Genomic DNA, 21,177 nt, shown 5'->3' with positions numbered 1-21,177 from the left:
GACAGTTCCTCCGGCGGTGCGGGCCGCCGGCCCGGGAGCCAGCACCGCCGGCCCTGGAGAGTTAGTCCCCGCGGGTACCGAAGACGATTTCGTCCCAGGATGGAACGCTGGAGCGCTTGGGCCTGGCGGGCTGGCGTTCGGGAGTGCCCGCCTCCGGCAGTTGGCCGGTGGTGGGGGAGGAATCGTCGGTCCGGGGCGCAGGGCGCTTCGGGGCGCCGCCCAGCAATTCGTCCAGTCCCGCGCCACCGGATGTGCCGTTCCCGTTGCCCTGTGCTGCGTCGGCTGCCGCGGCGCCGGAGGCCCGCTGCGGTGAAGCCACAATGGTGATTTCCCGGGTATCGGTGCTGACGCCGTTATGCAGCCGCAGGTTCTCGTCGGCGGGTTCGTGCTGGGGAGGCAGGAGGCTGAGCCGGGACAGCATGGACGGCCGGGCATCCCGCCGCCGGACGAAGGAGTCACCCTGGGCAGCAGGAGCTTCGGTACGGTCCGGTTCCTGCCCGGCGTCGTGTTCTTCCGCTTCCGGGGTGACCTCTGAGGGCCGGGGGTGGGCGGCAGGAACGCCGTTGGTCAGGAGCAGTGCCAGGGCGTCGTCGGAATCCTCATCCACGCCAAGCCGCTGGCCCCGTCGCGAGCGCAGCATGTCCAGAAGGCCGTCGGATTCCTTATCCTTGCCTGCTGCCGGGCCGGCGTTGCCGCCCTGGTTGCCGGAAGCGGAGTCGGCATCGGTCTCAAAATCAAAGGGCCGGTCGGAGACGGCGGACAACCTGCGCGCCGGGACCGGTCCGTCCAGGGGTTCCAGCTCACTGAGCTGCTGGGCCCAGCGGTTGGCGTTATGCAGGGACTTCCGGGCCGGGCTGAAGGTCCACAGCGCGGGCGGCTCCTCGCCGATTCCCTGAGCGCCACCGTTCTTCGCCTCGAAGGTGGCAGACACAGTCCAGGTCCCGTCCTGGCGGCGCCATGAATCCCACTCCACGGAGGCGGGGTCGATGCCATGCGCCGAAAGCCGGTGCGCCACCATGTCGCCCAACGTGGCCGGGTTGTCACCGAATGCTGAGCGGTAGATGTCGTGCCCGGGCGACGGCGCGGCCACTTCCACCTTGCGGGCCTGCTGGGCCACGTACTCCCGTTCTGCGAGGACCGGGCCCTCGTACCGTTCAACCTTGGCCAGTGGCAGCCCGGAAGCCTCGGCTACGTCCGCCGCCGTGGCTCCGGCCCTGATCCGGGCCTGGATGTCCCGCGGGGACATGGGAATGGCAGGCCGCTCGACCCGCGGCTTAACCGCGGACCTGCTGGCCGTCCTCAGCGCTTCATCGATCGGCAGCTGGAACATCTCGCCGCCGGCCCCGCTCAACAGGAGGTGAGTCCCGTCGTCGTGTACGCCTACAAGCCGTAGATCCTGCATACAAATCCTCCACCCTGGCATTGCTATCACTCGAAACTTTGCCATCCGGCGGCCGGGTTTTGGCTCAAGGGGCAGGGCGCGCCGCGATTTTCCGGGAGATCCGGGTGGAAGGGGACCTGCCGGCTAGTGCGTGGAGAGGGCTGCCGTCAGCTCATCGGGGCGGCGGGTGGAAGTCAGCCAGTACGGCGTCGGGTCTGATGGATCGGTGATCCCAACCTTGACCACCGGATCGATCCAGCCCCGGATGCAGAGGTAGGCCAGCCCGTTCAGCCGGGTGCCGCGTTCCGCCGTCGCTTCCCCGCCGCGGAACTGCTGGACGGCACCCACAAAGCGGCGCTCGATGGTGGCCCGCCCCACGGTCAGGGTTTTCCGGGTCACCACGATGCTCGGGGTGGAAAGGACCAGGAGTACGGCGATGATGGTAAAAAGCACCACTGCGGCCGTATACCCGGCGGCCGCGCTGATCGGGGCGAACACCAGGATTCCCGCGCCGGAAACGCCTGCCGAGATGATCCAGATCCATACGTTCGGCCACAACTTTTCGCGATAGGTCACCTCAGCTTCGGTTGGGGGAGTACTGGGCACGGACGCGGCGGAACTGGATTCGGGCATGGATCAAGCTTTCCACCTTTCCCTTGCTATTTCATCCCGGCCGGTGCTGTCCCGGCTGTGCCCGCTGTCCCGGCTGTGCCGGCCGGTGCCTCCCAGCGCGGCACCGCGCTGGGAGGTCCGGCCCGGCAGGTTCCCCGGCCCGCTGTAGGCCGCGGGCCGCCGCCCGCGGCCTAGGTCCCATCCGCGGGCGCGGGTTAGAGTGAGTGACTGTGACTGATCAATCCGCAGCAGTAGACACTTTTCCCCCGGCACCGCCTGCCGGGGATGAGCCCCTGGCCTCGGCCCCTACCCTGCAGGTCCAGCTGAAGATGCTGGACCCGGGCCTGGAAGCGCCCTCGTACGCCCACCCGGGCGACGCCGGCGCTGACCTCCGCGCCAGGGAAGACGTGGTCCTGCAGCCGGGAGAGCGCAAGCTTGTGCCCACCGGAGTGGCCATTGCCCTGCCTGAGGGATTCGTGGCCCTTATCCACCCCCGCTCCGGACTGGCCACCAGGCACGGGCTGACAATCGTCAACGCCCCGGGAACGGTGGACGCCGGGTACCGCGGGGAAATAGCAGTCACCCTGCTGAACACCGATGCCACCCAGCCCATTGAGCTGCACCGCGGCGATAGAATTGCCCAGATGGTGATCCAGCGTGTTGAGTACGCCCAGTTCATCCCCGTCAACGAATTGAGCGGGTCCGTGCGCGGCACCGGGGGATTCGGGTCCACCGGCGGGTTCAAGCGGCCCGGGGCCTGAGACAAGGATTTTTCCGTTCCGGCAGGCTTGCTGCCGGCAAGCGGCAGAGCACGACGGCGGGACCCGCTCAGGGGCGGACCGGCACATTTCACAACTAAGGAGACACCCTCATGGTCTTTGGGCTCGGCAGGAAAGCCAAGAAGGAAGAAGCATCCGAACCGGATGACTCCCTGACCACCGCTGAGTCCACGGAGGACACCGCGGCAGGCTCTGGCGTCCGCGCCAACGGACCGTTTGATGAAACCGAAATCACCAGCCGCGACGGCTACGTGGACCTCGGCGCGCTGCTGATCGCACCCAGTGAGGGCCTGCAGTTGCGCCTCGAGGTTGAAGAAGCCACCCAGCGCGTGGTGGCCGTTACCTTGGATCTCAACGGGTCGAGCCTGCAGCTGCAGGCATTCGCCGCCCCCAAGACCGAAGGGCTGTGGGACGAAATCCGTGAGCAGATCGGCCAGTCCGTCGGGGCGCAGGGCGGCCAGGTCGAGGAAGTCGAGGGAGGCTTCGGCACTGAACTCGTGGCGAAACTGCCGGCCGGGCTGCCCGACGGCAGCCAGGGATACCGGGTGGCGCGTTTTGTTGGCGTGGACGGTCCCCGCTGGTTCCTTCGTGGCGTGCTGGGAGGCCCTGCGGCCCTGGAACGGGCTGCTGCCGAGCCGCTGGAAGCCCTCTTCAGGCAGGTTGTGGTGATCCGGGGCGGCAGCCCCATGCCGCCGCGGGACCTGCTGCAGCTCCGCCTGCCGAAGGACGCAACCGCCACCCCGCCGCCGTCCGCCACCCCGCAGCCCGCCCCCGCGCAGCCCGCCCCCGCGCTCCAGGAGCCGGAACGTGGCCCGGAAACCACACAGATTGGCTGATCCTGCACCGGACGGCGTGCCCCGGCACCACGCCGGGACGCTCCCCATCAGCCAGCTTCCGGACAAGGGCCGGGTCACCTGCCGGGGGCGCATCGAATCGGTGACTTTCCTCCCGGCAGACCAGGCTGCCGCCTTCAGCGCCATGGTCTCCGACGCCGAGCCGGGAAAAGCCTCCGCCCAGGCTGGTGCACGGCGCGGGAGGCTCCGCGTTGTGTGGCTGGGGCGCCGGCGCGTGCCGGGCATTGAAGCCGGCGCGGAGATCCGGCTGGACGGAATGCTTTCCACGAACAACGGACTGCCCACCATGTTCAACCCACGCTACGAAATACTGTCCCGCCAGGAGAACGAATGACCGCGCCCCAGCCCGACCCCTCCGCCGGATCCCAGGGGCCGGATACTCCCGGCCACGCAAGAAAGCCGGGCCCGGCGCAGGAGCCTTCCCCCATGGCGGGCCTCGCAGCGGAATATGCCGCCAAGGCAGGACTGCACCGGACCCACGACGGCCGCGTGGACGTCCTCCGGAGCGCCGGCGGGATCCAGGGCCTTGCCGAGAGCATCGCTCCGGGACTCGTCTTCCTGGTTGCCTTCACCGTGACCCGGGAACTGACGCTGTCCCTTGTGGCGGCCCTTGCCGCCGCAGCCGTCTTCACAGTGGTCAGGCTGGTCCAGCGCAAGCCGCTGACGCAGGCACTCGCCGGCGTGGTGGGCGTGGGCATCTCGGCCTGGCTGGCCAATACCACCGGCAAAGCAGAGGACTTCTACCTGCCCGGGTTCTTCACCAATGCCGGGTACATCCTGGCGATGGTCCTCTCCATCTTCCTCAAATGGCCGGTAGCGGGCCTGCTCTTCGGTTTCATCCGGAACGAAGGCCTCGACTGGCGCAAGGACCCGGCACGGGTCAAGGCCTACCAGCTGGGCACCTGGATCATCGTTGCGGTCCTTGCGCTTCGGCTCGCGGTACAGGTTCCGCTCTACCTCATGGGACCGGACGGACTTGCTGCCCTGGCAACCACCCGTCTCATCATGGGCGCGCCGCTGTACATCCTCGGTGTCTGGATCGCCTGGCTTGTCACGCGGCCCGCCCCGGCCGAGTCCGGGCCAAAGCCCCAGCCGAAGGACGGCCCGGCTGCGGCAAACTAGCCGTCGAAGCCGTCGGCCTCCGGGCCCTGCTGCTCAAGGTGGCCGGCGTCGTCGGCGGGCCGGGGCTGCGGTTCTGAGGAGTCGGGGGAAAGCAGCGCGCGCAGTTCGTCCTCGGCGGCGATAGTCGTCACGAAGAACAGCTCGTCCCCACCGTCGATCACGTCATCCCGGCTCGGCGTGATGGGGGCGTGGTCCCGAAGGATAGCCACCAGCGTGGAGTCCTCCGGCCACTGGATCTGTCCCACGGTGCTGCCGATGACGTGAGAGTCGTGCGGGACGGTGAACTCCACCAGGGAGGACACCCCGGTCTGGAGCGTCAGCAGCCGGACAAGGTCGCCGATCTCCACGGCTTCCTCCACCAGGGCAGTCATGAGCTGCGGGGTGTTAACGGCAACGTCCACGCCCCAGGAATCATTGAACATCCAGTCATTCTTGGGATTGTTGACCCGCCCTACAGTGCGGCCCACCCCGAACTCCGTCTTGGCCAGCAGCGAGACCACCAGGTTGACCTTGTCGTCACCGGTGGCAGACACCACCACGTCCGCGTCCTCAACCTTGGCTCCCTGGAGCGTGCTCAACTCGCAGGCGTCGCCCACCAGCCAGTGCGCCCCCCGCAGGCCGCTCCGTCCGATCACTTCCGGCTTGAGGTCGATCAGGAGGATCTCATGCTTGTGCGCCAGCAATTCCCTGGCAATGGACGATCCGACGCTTCCCGCGCCAACGATCACGACTTTCACTGGGACTCCTTGGCAGGGGCTTTGGCCAGGATCTGGGCGACCTGTGAGCTGCGGTCCACCGGGAGCATGGCGTGCACGGTGTCGCCGTCCTGGTACGCGGTACCCGCAGCCGGCAGGATCCCCTCACCGAAGCGGGTGAGGTACGCCACCCGGATATCGGCGGCTTTTTCGATGCTGCTGACCGAGTGTCCGATCCACCCGGCGTCGAGGTCCAGTTCGGCCAGCACCAGGCGGCCGGAGGGCTCCCGGAAATCACCGGCGAGATGCTGTTCGGGCAGGATGCGGCGGAGCACCTGGTCGGCGCTCCAGCGGACCGCCGCCACAGTGGGAATGCCCAGGCGCTGGTAGATCTCGGCACGGCCGGGATCGTAGATCCGGGCGACGACGTGGGGGACGTGGAACGTTTCCCGCGCCACGCGGGTGGCGAGGATATTGGAGTTGTCGCCGCTGGACACCGCCGCGAAGGCGTACGCTTCAGCGACCCCCGCCTGCTTCATGGTGTCCCGGTCGAAGCCCACACCGGTGACCTTGCGGCCTGTGAACCCCTGCCGGAGCCGGCGGAAGGCGCGGTCGTCCTGATCGATGATGGCCACAGAATGCCCGGCGTCCTCCAGCGTGTGAGCAAGCGTCGCCCCCACCCGGCCACATCCCATGATCACGAAATGCGCCACGGTGTTTCTCCTCTGTAATCCTGTCAAGGTCCTGCTGCTAGAACTCTACCGCCAGCGTCAGGGCTGCAGCCGCCCACCGCCCGTCATGACATAGTCCGGGAATCAGACTAGCTTTGTGGGGTGCTGACAATATTGAACGCCGCCAAGCGTGTGCTGGTGGGCCGGCCATTCCGAAATGACCGGCTGGCCCATACGCTGCTTCCCAAGCGGATTGCACTTCCCGTCTTCGCATCCGACGCCCTCTCATCCGTGGCGTACGCACCCGATGAGATCCTGCTCACCCTGGCGCTGGCGGGCGTCAGCGCCGTTGCGTTCTCACCCTGGGTGGGCCTGGCCGTCATGGTGGTCCTGCTCACCGTTGTGGCGTCCTACCGGCAAAACGTCCACGCGTACCCATCGGGCGGCGGCGACTACGAAATCGCCGGCGAAAACCTCGGCAAGTACGCCGGACTCACCGTAGCCTCGGCGCTGCTGGTGGACTACGTCCTGACCGTCGCGGTGTCCATCTCCTCGGCCGCCACGTACCTCACCACCGCCGTCCCGTCGCTGCACGGCAACCAGGCGGCCATTGCCGCCGTCGGCGTTGCGATCCTCGCCCTGGTGAACCTGCGCGGCGTGAAAGAGGCAGGCACCATGTTTGCCATTCCCACCTACCTCTTCATGGCAGCCATCCTGGGCATGACTGCTGTTGGCATATTCCAGGCCGCCACCGGACAGCTGGGGGAGGCGCCCTCCGCCGCGTTCACGATCGTCCCGGCCCCCGGGTTCGACGAAGGGCTGGTAGGGCTTGCCGGCGCCTTCCTGCTGCTGCGCGCCTTTTCGTCAGGAGCTGCGGCGCTGACCGGCGTCGAAGCCATCAGCAACGGCGTGCCCAACTTCCGTCCGCCGAAAAGCAAGAACGCGGCCACCACGCTGCTGCTGCTGGGCGTCATCGGCGCCACCATGCTGGCGGGCATCATGTACCTGGCCAACGCCACCAAGGTACACATCGTCCTCGACCCCGCAACGGAGTTCCTCCTCAACGGCAACCCGCTGCCCGAGGGGTACATCCAGACGCCGGCCATCAGCCAGATCGCCCACACCATCTTCGGGCCGGGATCCATACCGTTCTATATCGTGGTGGCCGCAACCGGCGTCATCCTGGTCTTCGCGGCCAACACGGCCTTCAACGGCTTCCCCGTGCTTGGTTCCATCCTCGCCCAGGACGGATACCTTCCCCGGCAGCTGCGGACCAGGGGCGACAGGCTGGCCTTCAGCAACGGCGTCCTTGCCCTCGCCGCCGGTGCACTGGTGCTGATCCTGGCGTTCAACGCGGACGTCACCAAACTCATCCATCTCTACATCGTGGGGGTCTTCATCTCCTTCACAGCCAGCCAGCTGGGAATGATCCGGCACTGGGGCAGGAAGCTCAAACTGGCCAGGGACAAAGCCGCCCGGCGCCGCATGGCCAAGTCACGCGTCATCAACAGCATCGGCTTCGGCATGACCGCCACGGTCCTCGTCATCGTGCTGGTCACCAAATTCGAGCAGGGCGCCTGGATTGCCCTGCTGGCCATGTTCATCCTGTTCCTGATCATGTGGAGCATCAAAGCCCACTACGACAACGTGGCCAGGGAACTGGCAGTGGACGAGGACGCCTCGCCGCGTGCCCTCCCCACCCGGGTGCACGCCGTGCTGCTGGTGTCCCACGTCCGCAAGCCCGTGCTGCGGGCCCTTGCCTATGCCAGGGCTTCCCGGCCCTCCCGGCTTGACGCCGTCACCGTGGACATCGATCCGGAGGAAACCGCGCAGACCGTGGCCGACTGGGACAAGCTGGAGATCCCCGTGCCGCTGACGGTACTGGCAAGCCCCTACCGCGAGACGGTTACGCCCATCATGGACTACGTCAAGCAGATGCGGCTTGACTCGCCCCGGGACCTGATCGTTGTGTACATCCCCGAATACGTGGTGGGCAAATGGTGGGAGCAGCTGGTCCACAACCAGACAGCCCTCCGCATCAAGACCCGGCTGCACTTTGAACCAGGCGTCATGGTGGCGAGCGTCCCCTGGCAGCTGAAATCATCCGAAGAAGCCAAGAACCTGCAGGACGTCCAATGATTGCGAAGGCCCCGTTGCACACGATTCACCAGCCACCCGCCGGAGCAGCCGGCACAGAAGTAGTGCTCGATGTCGGCCCGGTGGCCCATGGCGGCCACTGCGTCGCAAGGCACGAGGGGCGGGTAATTTTCGTCCGCCACGGCATTCCCGGCGAGAAGGTGCGGGTACGGCTGACGGACGCCGAAGAGAAGGCCAAATTCTGGCGGGCGGACGTCGTGGAGGTTCTTGACGCCTCCCCGGACCGCGTGGACCACTTCTGGCATGCTGCCGATTCTCTGCGGGCGTGGGGCCACGGGCATCCCCCGGTGGGGGGAGCGGAGTTTGGCCACATGACGCTGGCCCGGCAGCGCAGCCTCAAGGCAGAAGTCCTGGCTGAACAGCTCACGCGCCTTGCCGGCGTCGAAGAGTTGCCGGACGGAGCCGTTCACAGCGTCGAAGCAGTGGGCGGACAGGCCGACGGCGGTGACGGCCTCGGGTGGCGGACGCGCGCCAGCTTCTCGGTGACCCCCGGCGGGAAGCTCGGCATGCACGCGCACCGCTCCACGCACATCGTTCCCGTCCGGGAGATGCCCCTCGCCGTCGATGCCATCAACGCCCTGCGCCTCTGGGACCTCGACCTGCAGGGCATCGACCGGGTGGAAGTGGCGGCCCCGGCCAACGGCTCACGTCCGCTGGTGCTGCTGGCACCAAGCTCGGGAACCAAGCCCAAGCGGCTTAACGCCGTCGCAGCCCAACTGCCCGGCGAAGTGTCCGTAGCCACGTTCGACCCCGCTACCGACGCGGTGCACCAGTTGCGGGGCCGCACCTGGGTGCAGGAAACAGCGGCCGGCCATGACTACCGGGTGACCGGCGCCGGGTTCTGGCAGATCCACCGCGACGCGCCCGGGGCGCTTGTGGGGGGCGTCACAAAATTCCTCCAGGACGGCGGCTTCCTGCACCCCGGCGCGGTGGTGGCCGACCTCTATGCGGGCGCCGGACTGTTTACTGCCGTCCTGGCCGACGCCGTGGGGGAGACGGGGTCTGTCCTGTCCGTGGAGGGGGCCCCCGGAACCAGCCGGGACGCCCGCAAGAACCTGCACGCAGCGCCGCAGGTGGAGATCGTCCAGGGCCGGGTGGAGCGGGTCCTCCGCCAGAAACCGCGGAACTTTGACGCCCTGGTCCTTGATCCGCCGCGGGCAGGCGCGGGAAAGGCCGTGGTGGAGCAGCTGCTTGAGGCGCAGCCCCGCGCCATTGCCTACGTATCCTGCGATCCGGCGTCGTTCGCCCGGGACGTAGGGTACTTCCGCCAGGCCGGGTGGGACCTGTCAGGCCTCCGGGCCTTCGACCTGTACCCGCATACCCACCACCTGGAGACAGTGGCCCTCTTGACGCCGCGCGCCTGAGGAACGGTCCATGATGCCACCGCTGTTTTCGACTACGATGGCCGTAGTAGTCCCACGTCGCGCTCCGTAATCACGGCCGGCCGTGTGCAATTTTCGGGCCCGGATCTAATTAGGGCTTCCTAACTAGCAGGCGGTCAACCGCGCGACAAAGATGAAACTGTTGCGAGAGGAGTCCTGCGATGAGCACTGTGGACAGCTTCGGTTCAAAAGGCAAACTTAATGTAGCCGGAACCGAATACGAAATTTTCCGGTTGAACTCCGTTGAAGGTGCAGAAAACCTTCCGTTCAGCCTCAAGGTATTGCTTGAAAACCTGTTGAGGACCGAGGACGGCGCGAACATCACTGCCGATCACGTCCGCGCCCTGGCAGGCTGGGATCCCAATGCCCAGCCCGATACAGAAATCCAGTTCACGCCTGCACGCGTGATCATGCAGGACTTCACCGGCGTGCCCTGCGTGGTTGACCTGGCGACGATGCGTGAAGCGGTCAAGGAACTGGGCGGCGACCCCAAGCGGGTCAACCCGCTGGCGCCTGCCGAGATGGTCATTGACCACTCGGTCCAGATCGACGCCTTCGGTAACTCCGGCGCACTGGAGCGCAACATGGAGATCGAATACCAGCGCAATGGGGAGCGTTACCAGTTCCTGCGCTGGGGCCAGACCGCGTTCGACGACTTCAAGGTTGTCCCGCCGGGAACCGGCATCGTGCACCAGGTCAACATTGAATACCTGGCCCGCACGGTCATGACCCGCGAAGTTGACGGCGCGCTCCGTGCGTACCCGGACACCTGCGTCGGTACTGACTCCCACACCACCATGGTTAACGGCATGGGTGTCCTCGGATGGGGCGTCGGCGGCATCGAAGCCGAGGCTGCCATGCTGGGCCAGCCCGTTTCCATGCTGATCCCGCGTGTTGTGGGCTTCAAGCTGACCGGCTCCATCCCGGCCGGCGCCACCGCCACCGACGTGGTGCTCACCATCACCGAGCAGCTCCGCAAGCACGGCGTTGTGGGCAAGTTCGTGGAGTTCTACGGCGAAGGCGTTGCCGCTGTGCCGCTGGCCAACCGCGCCACCATCGGCAACATGAGCCCGGAATTCGGTTCCACGGCTGCCATGTTCCCCATCGACGACGTCACCCTGGACTACCTGCGCCTCACCGGCCGTTCAGACCAGAACGTGGCACTCGTGGAGGCTTACGCCAAGGAACAGGGCCTCTGGCACGATCCTTCCCGCGAGATCAAGTTCTCCGAGTACCTGGAACTGGACCTGTCCACGGTTGTTCCGTCCATCGCTGGCCCCAAGCGCCCGCAGGACCGCATTGAACTGACCGAGGCCAAGGACGAATTCCGCCACGACCTGAAGAACTACGTCGCCCACGATGCCGACGCCGGCACCCTGGACGAGTCGCTCGAGGAGTCCTTCCCGGCCTCCGACGCGCCTTCCTTCACGGCGGGATCGACCCACATCTCCGACACCGACCGCGAACCACCGAAGTACTCGGCAGGCCACGGCGGAGCGGGACGCATCTCCCAGCCGGTTCCGGTCAAGATGGCCGATGGTCGCGAGTTCGAGCTGGACCACGGTGCGGTCACCATCGCCTCCATCACCTCCTGCACCAACACGTCCAACCCCTCGGTCATGCTGGCCGCGGCGGTCCTGGCACGCAACGCCGTGGACAAGGGCCTGACGTCCAAGCCGTGGGTCAAGACCTCTGTTGCACCCGGCTCGAAGGTTGTCACCGACTACTACGAGAAGTCCGGCCTGACCCCCTACCTGGAGAAGCTGGGCTTCTACATCGTGGGCTATGGCTGCGCCACCTGCATCGGCAACTCCGGCCCCCTGGAAGCCGAAGTTTCCGAAGCTATCCAGGCCAACGACCTCGCCGTTGCGGCAGTCCTCTCGGGCAACCGCAACTTCGAAGGCCGCATCAACCCGGACGTCAAGATGAACTACCTGGCTTCCCCGCCGCTGGTCATCGCCTACGCCCTGGCCGGTTCCATGGACTTCGACTTCGAAACCGACGCCCTCGGCCAGGACAAGGACGGTAACGACGTCTTCCTGAAGGACATCTGGCCCAACCCGGTTGAGGTCCAGCAGGTCATCGATTCCTCGATCGACAAGGAAATGTTCGCCAAGGGCTACGAAGGCGTCTTCGAGGGTGACGACCGCTGGAAGGCGCTCGACACTCCTGCCGGCGACACCTTCGCCTGGGATCCGAACTCCACCTACGTCCGTAAGCCCCCGTACTTCGAGGGCATGCAGGCCAAGCCGGAGCCGGTCAAGGACATCACGGGCGCCCGCGTGCTCCTGAAGCTGGGCGATTCGGTTACCACCGACCACATCTCCCCGGCCGGTTCGTTCAAGTCCGACACCCCTGCCGGCCAGTACCTCCTGGCCAACGGCGTGGAGCGCAAGGACTTCAACTCCTACGGATCCCGCCGCGGCAACCACGAGGTGATGATCCGCGGAACGTTCGCGAACATCCGCATCAAGAACCAGATTCTGGACGGCGTCGAGGGTGGCTTCACCCGCGACTTCACCCAGGACGGTGGCCCGCAGGCCTACGTTTACGACGCGGCGCAGAACTACCAGGCAGCCGGCACCCCGCTGGTGGTCCTGGCCGGCAAGGAGTACGGTTCCGGTTCCTCCCGTGACTGGGCTGCCAAGGGTACCGCCCTGCTGGGCGTCAAGGCCGTTATCGCCGAGAGCTACGAGCGCATCCACCGCTCCAACCTCATCGGCATGGGCGTCCTGCCGCTGCAGTACCCGGCCGGAGAGTCCGCAGCCACCCTGGGCCTGTCCGGCACGGAGACGTTCTCGGTGGAGGGCGTCACCGCCCTGAACGAGGGCACCACGCCCAAGACCCTCAAGGTCACCGCTACTGCCGAGGACGGCAGCTCGACGACGTTCGACGCCGTCCTGCGCATCGACACCCCCGGTGAAGCGGATTACTACCGCAACGGCGGAATCCTGCAGTACGTCCTGCGCCAGATCTCCGCTAACTAGCGGTTCCTGGCAGCAGGCACCACCTCCCGAAGCCCCGGCCGGTCACCGACCAGCCGGGGCTTCGGCTGTGCAGGTGAGCCTTGTCCCGCGGGCCAAGGCGTTAGAGTTAAACGGCACGTCTACCACCTGAAGGAGGGGTCAGTGGGAATCTTGGAGACCATCCGGAATCCGCAGGACCTGAACGAGTTGTCCGAAGACCAGCTGAAGCAGCTGGCTTCGGAGGTCAGGGACTTCCTGATCACGAACGTCTCCCAGACGGGCGGGCACCTCGGACCAAACCTTGGCGTGGTGGAACTGACCCTTGCCGTGCACCGCATCTTCGACTCGCCCCGTGACAGCATCGTCTTCGACACCGGGCACCAGTCCTACGTCCACAAGCTGCTGACCGGGCGCCAGGACTTCAGCACGCTGCGCCAGGAGGGCGGAATCTCCGGATACCCTTCCCGGGCCGAATCCGAGCACGACATCGTCGAGAGCTCGCACGCTTCGTCCTCCCTGTCGTGGGCGGACGGCATCTCCCGCGCCCGCCAGCTCACCGGTGAAGGCGACCGGTACGTCGTGGCCGTGGTGGGGGACGGTGCGTTGACCGGAGGCATGGCCTGGGAAGCCATCAACAACATCGCCGCGGACAAGAAACGCCGCGTGGTGATAGTGGTCAATGACAACGGCAGGTCCTACGCCCCCACCGTCGGCGGCTTCGCGGCCTACCTCGCGTCCCTGCGCCCCACGATTGACTCTTTCCGGACGGCACCGGCCTACGAGGTGGCGCTGGAGTGGTGGAAGAAGAAACTCCAAAACGGGGGACCGGCGGGCCAGTTCACCTACAAGAGCCTGCACGCCATGAAAAAGGGCATCAAGGACTGGTGGGCCCCGCAAGGCATGTTCGAGGACCTCGGCATGAAGTACATCGGCCCCGTGGACGGCCACAACCTCCAGGCCATGGAGCATGCCCTGTCCACAGCCAGGCACTACGGCGGGCCGGTCATTGTGCATGCGATGACCGAAAAAGGCCACGGCTACGCACCCGCCCGCGCCCACGAGGCGGACCAGTTCCATGCCGTCGGCATCATCGACCCCGAAACCGGTGAGCCCACAGGCGCCGCCGGCGCCCAGTCCTGGACCTCGGTCTTCGCCGACGAAATAGCGGCCATCGCGGATGAGCGGAAGGACGTCGTCGGCATCACCGGAGCCATGCTCATTCCCGTGGGCCTGCACAAATTCGCGGCCCGGCACCCTGACCGCGTGGTCGACGTCGGAATTGCCGAACAGCATGCCCTCACCTCCGCCGCCGGCATGGCCTTCGGCGGCCTGCACCCGGTGGTTGCCGTCTACGCCACCTTCCTGAACCGGGCCTTCGACCAGCTCCTGATGGACGTGGCCCTGCACAAGGCCGGCGTCACCATCGTTCTGGACCGTGCAGGCGTCACCGGGCCGGACGGCGCCAGCCACCACGGCATGTGGGACATGTCCATGGTCCAGATCGTCCCCGGACTCCACCTGGCAGCACCCCGCGACGCCAGCAGGCTGCGCGAGGAGCTCCGCGAAGCTGTGGCAATCGGCGACGCACCCACCGTGGTCCGCTTCTCGAAGGGATCCGTCGGGGCGGAAGTGGAAGCCCTTGAACGCCTCAGCGACGGCGTGGACGTGCTGGCCCGGCGGCCCAGCGGTTCCACAGAGAACGACGTCCTGATCGTCAGCGTGGGCGCCATGTCCGAACTGGCGCTGGACGTGTCCAACCGCCTCGGCGCGCAGGGCATCAGCACCACCGTGGTGGACCCGCGCTGGGTCCTGCCCGTTCCGCGTTCCATCATCGCGCTGGCATCGCACCACCGCCTGGTGATCTGCATCGAGGACGGTGTACGTGCCGGCGGCGTCGGTTCGCGGATCCGCCAGGAAATGCGGGCGGCCGGCGTGGACACGGCCTTGAACGAGGTAGGCTTGCCGGTCGAATTCCTGGACCACGGCACCCGCGCCCAGATCCTGGACCGCGTCGGCCTGACCGCCCAGCAGATCACGCACGACGTCGTTGCGCAGGTCCTCGGCACAAAGGTCCCCTTTGCGCGTCCCCTGCCCGGCCAGCAGCACCCCACCACCGGCAGCCTTCCGATCCTGTGAGGGGAGAGGCTGAGCTGAAATACCCCGGCGTCCTGGGGGAGCCTGCAGGGGAGAGCCACCCGGGAGCAACGCGGGTACCGGAGAACCTGAAGCCCGGCCAGCTGGTGGTGGCACGGAACCGTAAATGGAACGGCAAAGCCCACTGGGTGGTACCCGGACGCTACCTCGGCGAGGACCGGCATGGCTGGTGGATCTTTCAGGGCACCAATGAATTCTGTTCCCGCCCGGGAGCGGCGTTCTACACCAAATCGGACGCCGTGCTCCTGGTGCCGCGCGAAGGCGACTGGGTGGCCACTTTCTACGACGACGCCCATCCGGGAGGGGTTCGGCTCTACATTGACCTGGCAGTAGCCCACGAGTGGAGCACCATCCGTCCCGCAGTTTCTGAATTCCACGTCATCGACATGGACCTGGACGTCGTCCATACGGCCAGCAGGGGCGTGTTCATTGACGACGAGGACGAATTCGCGGAGCACCGCGTTGCCATGGATTACCCGGCAGTCCTGGTGGAATCCCTCCAGGCATCGGCGGACCAGCTTTACCAGGCCGTGAAGGCGCAGCACGCACCGTTCGACGGCACCGACGCCGAATGGTTTACCAAGGGACGGTCATGAGCGGAATTGTCAGGGTTTACAAGCGCGACGAAGAGGGCACCCTCCATTTTCGGGAGGCCTGGTACGACGAGGACTACGGCCAGTTCGTCATGAACTACGGCGCCGTGGGGCACCAGAGCAAAACCGAGGAAACGGACGTCGCCACGCCCGAGGCGGCGGAGAGCCTCCTGGACGCCTTCGCAGCCCAGTGCGCCGAGGACGGCTACGCCGAAATTGCGGAGCAGGAACAATCCTGGGTGGTGGCCCAGTTCGCGCTGAAGACCCGGGAGGGCACCGACAGGGACCGCTACCTGGAGGAAAAGGCCACCGACGCCCTCATCAGCCACCTGGCCTGGCGCGGGCTGGGGACGGTGGAACGCTCCGAATTCACGGACTACAAGCTCAACATCTTCTGCCTCTGCCCGGACGTGAACAAGGCCGTCAACGCCGTCAAGGTCTGCATTCGCGGCGAGGACCTGGACTTCACCAAGCTGAGCATCGGTGCCGCCCCCTTCACCGAGCCCACCAACTTCAAGCTCAAGCACTCCGCCAAGCCCGCTGCCGGCTTCAGCCTCTAGGAGCACAATGCCCACGTACCGCCGCCTCGGCAAGTCAGGCCTGACCGTGTCCACGGTCGGCCTGGGCTGCAACAATCTCGGCCGCGCCAATACCGCCACCGAATCCCAGGAGGCTACGGACGGCGTGGTCCACGCAGCGATCGACGCCGGGATCACCCTGTTCGACGTCGCCGACACGTACGGGCGGGAACCCGGGCTCAGCGAGGCGATGCTCGGGAAGGCGCTCGGCACCAGGCGTGGGGACATCGTCCTGGCCACGAAGTTCGGCATGGACATGAAGGGTGCCGGCGGCCCGGACTTTGGTGCCCGCGGCTCACGCCGCTACATCATCCAGGCTGTGGAGGCCTCGTTGCGGCGGCTGGGTACCGACTGGATAGACCTCTACCAGTTCCACACGCCGGACCCCTTGACCCCTATCGACGAAACCCTGTCCGCACTGGACACCCTCGTCAGCAGCGGCAAAGTCCGCTACATCGGGCACTCCAACCGTTCCGGCTGGCAGATCGCCCAGGCGGAGTACGTTGCGCGGGAACTGGGGTGCGCCCGCTTCATCTCCACGCAAAACCACTACAACCTCCTTGACCGGCGCGCCGAACTTGAGGTGACACCGGCAGCGGAGGAGTTCGGGCTGGGTGTCCTGCCCTACTTCCCGCTCGCGAACGGACTGCTGACCGGCAAGTACTCGCCCGGCCATGCCCCGGACGGATCGCGCCTCAGCCACACCCGCCAGCATCTGGTCCACGACGCCGACTGGGACCAACTGGGCAGGTTCAGCACTTTCGCGCGGGAACGTGGCCTGACCGAAATCCAGGTTGCGTTCTCCTGGCTGGCAGCCCAGCCCTCGGTTGGCAGCGTCATCGCCGGAGCCACGGGGCCGGAACAGGTCCGCCAGAACGCTGAATCAGCCGGCTGGGCCCCCTCGGAGAAGGACCTCGCGGAGCTGGACAGCATCTTCCCTGCCGCTCCCAGGGTTGCCCTGTTCTAGGACCGGGATGACCGCCTTCCTGCTGGACGTGGACACGGGCATCGACGACGCCCTGGCCCTGGCCTACCTTTCCGCGCTGCCCGATACGGAATTCGTTTCCGTCACCGCAACCCCTGGGAACGTGGACGCGGACCAGGTGGCGCTCAACACCCTGGCACTGCTCGAACTGTGCGGCAGGCCGGGAGTGGAAGTGGCCATCGGCGCACTCGAACCCCTGGCCATACCGCTGCTCACCACTCCCGAGACCCACGGACCCCAGGGAATTGGCTACGCGGTCCTGCCCCAGCCGGCAGGGGCAGTGTCGGAGCGGAACGCCGTCGACCTCTGGGTTGAACACGCCCGCAACCGGCCCGGGGAGCTTACCGCCCTCATCACTGCGCCGCTGACCAACTTTGCGTTGGCCCTGCGTCAGGAACCGGAACTTCCCGAACTGCTCGCCAAGGTGGTGATCATGGGCGGCAGCTTCTACCACCAGGGCAACACCACGCCCACTGCGGAGTGGAACACGCACGTGGACCCGCACGCCGCCAAGGAAGTGTACGCGGCGTTCCGGGGCCGGGCACCGGAAAAACTTCCCATTATCTGCTCCCTGGACACCACGGAGCGGATGGAAATGCACCCCCACCACGTGCGCCGGCTGGCAGAAGCGGCCGGTGCCCGCATCCCGGAACTGGTGCTGCCCGGACAACCGGAGGGACTGCGCAGCACCTCGGACAACACCCTCATCCGGCACCTGTCCGACGCCCTGAGGTTCTACTTCGAGTTCCACCGGCACTACGACCAGGGATACCTGGCCCACGTCCACGACTTCTTCGCCGCCGGCGTGGCAGCGGGCACCCTGGAGTTTGAGGCCCGTCCAGCCACAGTGGACGTCGAGACCGGGTCGCCGCTCCTGGCGGGCACCACGGTGGCAGACTTCCGCGGACTCTGGGGCGCACCGCCGAACGCCCGCGTGGTCTCCGCCAACTATCCCGCAGCGGCCTTCACCGAGCTGGTCTCAGCGGTCGGCGGCCTCGCCGCCCGGCTCGCCTAGCGGCCGCTTTCGACGGCGGAACTACAGCGGGGCGTCCTCCGGCAGGTCGACGTCCAGTGCCAGCAGGGCATTTTCCACCACCTCGGTCAGCGCCGGATGGATCCAGTACGGGCCACGGGCCAGCTCATGGACGGGCACCGACCCGGCCATGGCCTGTACCAGGGGCTGGAGGAGGATGGATGCTTCATGGCCCAGGATGTGGGCACCCAGCAGCCTGCCTGAGGACTTTTCGGCCACAAGTTTGACGATTCCTTCCCCGTCCTCCATGGCCCAGCCGTAGGCGGTGGTGCCGTAGTCCTGGACGGCCGTCACGATGTCGGTTCCCGCGGCTGCCCGTGACCGGGCTTCTTCTTCGGTGAGGCCGACCGATGCCACCTGCGGGTTGGAGAAGACTGCGGCGGGCACTGCGGTGTAGTCGATGCGGCGCAGCCGGTCCGGGTGCTCCAGGTTGTGCGCCACCACGCGGGCTTCCCGGTTGGCCACGTGCTTGAGCTGGTACCGGTTGGCTACGTCGCCCAGGGCGTAGACGCCGTCCAGGGGCGTGCCGCCGGAGAGGATCCGCAGGTTGGCATCGTGGGCGAGGGTGCCGTCGTCGTCAACGTCGAACCCGGCGGCCTCCACGCCCAGCCGGTCCGTGTTGGGAACCCGGCCGGTGGCCAGGAGCACAACATCCGCAGGGATGCGCAGGGGCCGGCCGTCGGCATCGGCGAAGTTCACCATAACGGTGCCGTTGCCATTGTCCTGGATGGACTGGAGCGAGAAGCCCAGTTCCAGCCCCCAGCGGCTTGCTGCCGCCTCGGCGAACCGCCCGGAGATGTCGGCGTCGTGCCCGCGCAAGAGGCGGCTCGTCCTGTTGACCTGGGTCACGCGTGAACCGAAGCCGTGGAAGATCCCCGCGAACTCAGCCGCGATGTATCCGCCGCCAACCACCACCACCCTTTCCGGCAGCCCGTCGATCCGCATCACGGTGTCCGAGGTGTGCACCTGCGGCAGCTCGATTCCCGGCACGTCGGGCAGGACCGCCCTGGACCCCGCAGCCACCACAACCTGGTTGGCCGTGATATCCACACCGGATTCGGTCCGCAGCGCCCGCGGGCCGGTGAAGTGCACATGGTCCTGATAGAGGTCAACGTGGTCCAGCTCCGTTGCCCGGTAGTCCCGCCCGGCCGAGGAGATGGAATCGATCCGGCCAAAAATCCGGTCCCGGATGCCGTTCCAGTGCACTTTGTCCAGGCTGAGGTCCACCCCGAGCCGGGCTGCCTCATGGTGCGCCGCAGCCAGGCCGGCCGGATACACAAACATCTTGGTGGGAATGCACCCCACGTTAAGGCAGGTGCCGCCGAACACGCCGCCGTCGATGAGAGCCACCCGCTTGTTGTCCCAGTACGGCGTGATCAGCGAATTGCCGGAGCCGGATCCGATGATGGCAAGGTCATAGTGGGGCATGGCAGGTCTTTCCACGGGCAACGGCAGGCGGATTTTGCCTGTCCGGGCAGTCTAGGGCAGTCCGGGACCGGATGCCCCGGCAGCAGTGCGCCGCCAGTAGAATAATCGCGGACGGAACAGGCGCAGCAGCCTGCCGCCAGCTGCCGAGGTGACATACGCAGCGTTCCACCGGCCCGGACTCCCGGGCCTCCACGCGCACCCTGAAGGAATTCCATGTCGCCCTCCCTGACGCTGCCCGCCCCGGCACCGGCCGCCGCCCGAAAACGCCGCCTGCTGGAAATCCTCGGCGCAGCAGCCATCGCCGCCACCTACATCTACCTTGTGCTCAACCAGCCGGCCGATATCACCGGCGGGCCCGGCAGCGCATCCGCCCTCATTGCCCTTTCCGGCTTCCTGGTGGGCGCCATCCTACTGGTCGTGGCCGTCCTCCCGGCATTGCCGGCCTCCACCGTGGTGCTGATCCCCGTGGCACTGGTGCTGAACATCATCCTCGGTCAGTTCGTGGGCAGCACCCTGGTCCCGTTCTACCTCGACGCGATCGGCACGGTCCTCATCGCCGTGCTGGCAGGACCGGCCGCAGGTGCCGCAACCGGAGCGCTCAGCAGCATTGTCTGGTCCTTCTTCAACCCCACGGTGCTGCCCTTCGCAGCCGGGGCCGCACTGATCGGCTGCCTGGCGGGACTCGCCGCGCGCCACGGCATGTTCCGCCGCTTCTACCTCGCCCCCGTTGCCGGTTTCGCCACCGGGATCATTGGCGGCGTGGTGTCCGCGCCGGTGGCGGCCTTCGTCTTCGGCGGCACGTCCGGCGTTGCCACCGGGGCCATCGTCAGCGCCTTCCGGTCCATGGGGGACACCCTGCTGGCCGCCATCACCAAGCAGGCGCTCATCTCCGATCCCATGGACAAGGCGATCGTCTTCACCGTGGTGGCCGTCCTGGCCTACGCCCTTCCCCGCCGCGCCCGCCTGCAGTTCCCGTTTGTCCGCCGGCACCGCGTGCTGGCCGGCACGACACCCGCACAGGGCTCCTGACCACCCTGCCCATGCGCCTCCACCCGCTGACCTCCCTGGCCGCCGCCTGCAGCACGGCAGTGATCACGACGGCGGCAGCCAGCCTGCCGCTGTCCCTCGCCGTCATGGGCGCGGCCGTGGTCCTCTCGGCCCGGAGCGGTACGGCTCGGGGGCTGCTGCCCGCGGCAGCGGCAGTGCTGCTCCCGCTGGGCTTGTCGCTCCTGGTCATGCACGGGCTCTTCTTCCCCGAGGGGCGGACAGTCCTGGCCGAGTGGGGAGTGGCCCGCGTTACCGCGGAGGGGCTTGCCTTCGCCCTGGAGCGGGCAGCGCAGCTGGGGGCGGTGGTCCTTGCGCTCCTGGTGTTCTCCTTCAGCGTCAGCGTGCCGGACCTGGTGGCGGTGCTGTCCTCCCGCGGTGTCCACGGACGGTTCGCGTTCGTACTGGCCTCCACCCTGACCCTGCTGCCGGCCATCATTTCCCGCGTGGAACAGATCCGGCAGGCGCAGGAATCCCGTGGACTGGTGGTCCGCCGCGGACCGCTGCACCGCGCGGCCGCGTTCCGGCTCCAGGCGGTGCCGCTGGTCCTGTCGCTGATCGAGGACGCCGGCACCCGGACGGCGGCCCTCGAAGCGCGGGGCTTCAGCAATCCCGGGCCCCGGACCAGCTACCGGGACGTTCCGGATCCGCGGGGCCAGCGCGTTCTCCGGGCCGCCCTGCTGGCGGCCGCCGCGGCCGCTGTCGCGGCGCGGCTGTTGCTGACACAGGCAGGAAGCTGAGCC

Annotated in this window: 19 protein-coding genes; 14 read left to right on the top strand and 5 right to left on the bottom strand. The window is 67.1% G+C overall.

Going from position 1 to position 21,177, the window contains the following annotated elements:
* Positions 1-61 precede the first annotated feature (61 nt).
* Together sepH and AC6CHP_RS16660 are read right to left on the bottom strand one after the other, a co-directional pair.
* On the bottom strand, positions 62-1,402 hold the full coding sequence (gene sepH / locus AC6CHP_RS16665; protein WP_498231106.1) for a septation protein SepH: 1,341 nt from the start codon (positions 1,400-1,402) through the stop codon (positions 62-64).
* 123 nt (positions 1,403-1,525) lie between these two features.
* Positions 1,526-2,014 carry a DUF3093 domain-containing protein gene (locus tag AC6CHP_RS16660; RefSeq protein ID WP_498231104.1) on the bottom strand — a complete coding sequence of 163 codons (489 nt, stop codon included), beginning with the start codon at positions 2,012-2,014 and terminating at the stop codon, positions 1,526-1,528.
* A gap of 209 nt (positions 2,015-2,223) precedes the next feature.
* Between AC6CHP_RS16660 and dut the strand changes: the two genes are divergently transcribed.
* From dut to AC6CHP_RS16640, 4 genes are all read left to right on the top strand, one after another.
* On the top strand, positions 2,224-2,754 hold the full coding sequence (gene dut, locus AC6CHP_RS16655; protein ID WP_066275258.1) for a dUTP diphosphatase: 531 nt from the start codon (positions 2,224-2,226) through the stop codon (positions 2,752-2,754).
* A 110-nt stretch (positions 2,755-2,864) separates the two neighbouring features.
* Positions 2,865-3,608, top strand: coding sequence for a DUF3710 domain-containing protein (locus AC6CHP_RS16650; protein ID WP_377195670.1), 744 nt, complete (start codon positions 2,865-2,867; stop codon positions 3,606-3,608).
* Positions 3,601-3,960 carry a single stranded DNA-binding domain-containing protein gene (locus tag AC6CHP_RS16645; RefSeq protein ID WP_377195669.1) on the top strand — a complete coding sequence of 120 codons (360 nt, stop codon included), beginning with the start codon at positions 3,601-3,603 and terminating at the stop codon, positions 3,958-3,960. The genes AC6CHP_RS16650 and AC6CHP_RS16645 overlap by 8 nt, the downstream gene beginning before the upstream one ends.
* Positions 3,957-4,748: a DUF3159 domain-containing protein gene (locus AC6CHP_RS16640; protein ID WP_377195668.1), complete on the top strand. Its 792-nt coding sequence runs from the start codon at positions 3,957-3,959 to the stop codon at positions 4,746-4,748. The genes AC6CHP_RS16645 and AC6CHP_RS16640 overlap by 4 nt, the downstream gene beginning before the upstream one ends.
* Here AC6CHP_RS16640 and AC6CHP_RS16635 read toward each other — a convergent pair.
* A complete protein-coding gene (locus tag AC6CHP_RS16635) occupies positions 4,745-5,485 on the bottom strand; it encodes a potassium channel family protein (protein WP_188730069.1) in 741 nt (246 codons plus the stop codon). The genes AC6CHP_RS16640 and AC6CHP_RS16635 overlap by 4 nt on opposite strands.
* Positions 5,482-6,156 (bottom strand): potassium channel family protein, encoded by a 675-nt coding sequence (locus tag AC6CHP_RS16630; RefSeq protein WP_188730067.1) that lies wholly within the window; start codon positions 6,154-6,156, stop codon positions 5,482-5,484. Before AC6CHP_RS16630 ends, AC6CHP_RS16635 begins: the two co-directional genes overlap by 4 nt.
* 120 nt (positions 6,157-6,276) lie before the next feature.
* On the opposite strand from AC6CHP_RS16630, the gene AC6CHP_RS16625 reads away from it, so the two are divergent.
* The 8 genes from AC6CHP_RS16625 to AC6CHP_RS16590 all read left to right on the top strand — a co-directional run bounded on the left by AC6CHP_RS16625 (position 6,277) and on the right by AC6CHP_RS16590 (position 17,944).
* Positions 6,277-8,253 (top strand): APC family permease, encoded by a 1,977-nt coding sequence (locus tag AC6CHP_RS16625; protein ID WP_498231100.1) that lies wholly within the window; start codon positions 6,277-6,279, stop codon positions 8,251-8,253.
* Complete coding sequence (locus AC6CHP_RS16620; RefSeq protein WP_377195667.1) at positions 8,250-9,635, top strand: class I SAM-dependent RNA methyltransferase; 1,386 nt, start codon at positions 8,250-8,252, stop codon at positions 9,633-9,635. Before AC6CHP_RS16625 ends, AC6CHP_RS16620 begins: the two co-directional genes overlap by 4 nt.
* Positions 9,636-9,814: 179 nt before the next feature.
* Positions 9,815-12,640 (top strand): aconitate hydratase, encoded by a 2,826-nt coding sequence (locus AC6CHP_RS16615; RefSeq protein WP_188730062.1) that lies wholly within the window; start codon positions 9,815-9,817, stop codon positions 12,638-12,640.
* A gap of 141 nt (positions 12,641-12,781) precedes the next feature.
* Positions 12,782-14,755, top strand: a complete 1,974-nt coding sequence (dxs, locus tag AC6CHP_RS16610; RefSeq protein ID WP_498231098.1) for a 1-deoxy-D-xylulose-5-phosphate synthase — start codon at positions 12,782-12,784, stop codon at positions 14,753-14,755.
* Positions 14,752-15,369, top strand: a complete 618-nt coding sequence (locus tag AC6CHP_RS16605) for a DUF402 domain-containing protein (protein ID WP_427117316.1) — start codon at positions 14,752-14,754, stop codon at positions 15,367-15,369. Before dxs ends, AC6CHP_RS16605 begins: the two co-directional genes overlap by 4 nt.
* Positions 15,366-15,926, top strand: coding sequence for a hypothetical protein (locus AC6CHP_RS16600; protein WP_377195666.1), 561 nt, complete (start codon positions 15,366-15,368; stop codon positions 15,924-15,926). Before AC6CHP_RS16605 ends, AC6CHP_RS16600 begins: the two co-directional genes overlap by 4 nt.
* A 7-nt stretch (positions 15,927-15,933) precedes the next feature.
* Positions 15,934-16,911, top strand: coding sequence for an aldo/keto reductase (locus AC6CHP_RS16595; RefSeq protein ID WP_498231095.1), 978 nt, complete (start codon positions 15,934-15,936; stop codon positions 16,909-16,911).
* Positions 16,912-16,918: 7 nt separating this feature from the next.
* Positions 16,919-17,944: a nucleoside hydrolase gene (locus tag AC6CHP_RS16590; RefSeq protein ID WP_498231093.1), complete on the top strand. Its 1,026-nt coding sequence runs from the start codon at positions 16,919-16,921 to the stop codon at positions 17,942-17,944.
* 21 nt (positions 17,945-17,965) lie between these two features.
* Here AC6CHP_RS16590 and AC6CHP_RS16585 read toward each other — a convergent pair whose 3' ends face one another.
* Entirely contained in the window at positions 17,966-19,390 is a 1,425-nt protein-coding gene (locus AC6CHP_RS16585) for a mycothione reductase (RefSeq protein ID WP_498231091.1), read from the bottom strand.
* A gap of 213 nt (positions 19,391-19,603) precedes the next feature.
* Between AC6CHP_RS16585 and AC6CHP_RS16580 the strand changes: the two genes are divergently transcribed.
* Both AC6CHP_RS16580 and AC6CHP_RS16575 read left to right on the top strand, forming a co-directional pair.
* Positions 19,604-20,419 carry an ECF transporter S component gene (locus tag AC6CHP_RS16580; protein WP_498231089.1) on the top strand — a complete coding sequence of 272 codons (816 nt, stop codon included), beginning with the start codon at positions 19,604-19,606 and terminating at the stop codon, positions 20,417-20,419.
* 11 nt (positions 20,420-20,430) lie between these two features.
* Positions 20,431-21,174 carry an energy-coupling factor transporter transmembrane component T gene (locus AC6CHP_RS16575; protein ID WP_498231087.1) on the top strand — a complete coding sequence of 248 codons (744 nt, stop codon included), beginning with the start codon at positions 20,431-20,433 and terminating at the stop codon, positions 21,172-21,174.
* The last annotated feature ends 3 nt before the right edge of the window (positions 21,175-21,177 follow it).

The organism is Pseudarthrobacter sp. GQ63, assembly GCF_059758765.1.
The sequence above is the reverse complement of the archived record's forward strand: the minus strand, read 5'-3'. Positions and strand labels throughout refer to the sequence as shown.

Excerpts from the sequence above, each read along its gene's own strand:
- sepH (WP_498231106.1), bottom strand. The coding sequence starts at position 1,402 with ATGCAGGATCTACGGCTTGTAGGCGTACACGACGACGGGACTCACCTC.
- AC6CHP_RS16660 (WP_498231104.1), bottom strand. The coding sequence starts at position 2,014 with ATGCCCGAATCCAGTTCCGCCGCGTCCGTGCCCAGTACTCCCCCAACC.
- AC6CHP_RS16650 (WP_377195670.1), top strand. The coding sequence starts at position 2,865 with ATGGTCTTTGGGCTCGGCAGGAAAGCCAAGAAGGAAGAAGCATCCGAA.
- AC6CHP_RS16640 (WP_377195668.1), top strand. The coding sequence starts at position 3,957 with ATGACCGCGCCCCAGCCCGACCCCTCCGCCGGATCCCAGGGGCCGGAT.
- AC6CHP_RS16620 (WP_377195667.1), top strand. The coding sequence starts at position 8,250 with ATGATTGCGAAGGCCCCGTTGCACACGATTCACCAGCCACCCGCCGGA.
- AC6CHP_RS16615 (WP_188730062.1), top strand. The coding sequence starts at position 9,815 with ATGAGCACTGTGGACAGCTTCGGTTCAAAAGGCAAACTTAATGTAGCC.
- AC6CHP_RS16600 (WP_377195666.1), top strand. The coding sequence starts at position 15,366 with ATGAGCGGAATTGTCAGGGTTTACAAGCGCGACGAAGAGGGCACCCTC.
- AC6CHP_RS16595 (WP_498231095.1), top strand. The coding sequence starts at position 15,934 with ATGCCCACGTACCGCCGCCTCGGCAAGTCAGGCCTGACCGTGTCCACG.
- AC6CHP_RS16590 (WP_498231093.1), top strand. The coding sequence starts at position 16,919 with ATGACCGCCTTCCTGCTGGACGTGGACACGGGCATCGACGACGCCCTG.
- AC6CHP_RS16585 (WP_498231091.1), bottom strand. The coding sequence starts at position 19,390 with ATGCCCCACTATGACCTTGCCATCATCGGATCCGGCTCCGGCAATTCG.
- AC6CHP_RS16580 (WP_498231089.1), top strand. The coding sequence starts at position 19,604 with ATGTCGCCCTCCCTGACGCTGCCCGCCCCGGCACCGGCCGCCGCCCGA.
- AC6CHP_RS16575 (WP_498231087.1), top strand. The coding sequence starts at position 20,431 with ATGCGCCTCCACCCGCTGACCTCCCTGGCCGCCGCCTGCAGCACGGCA.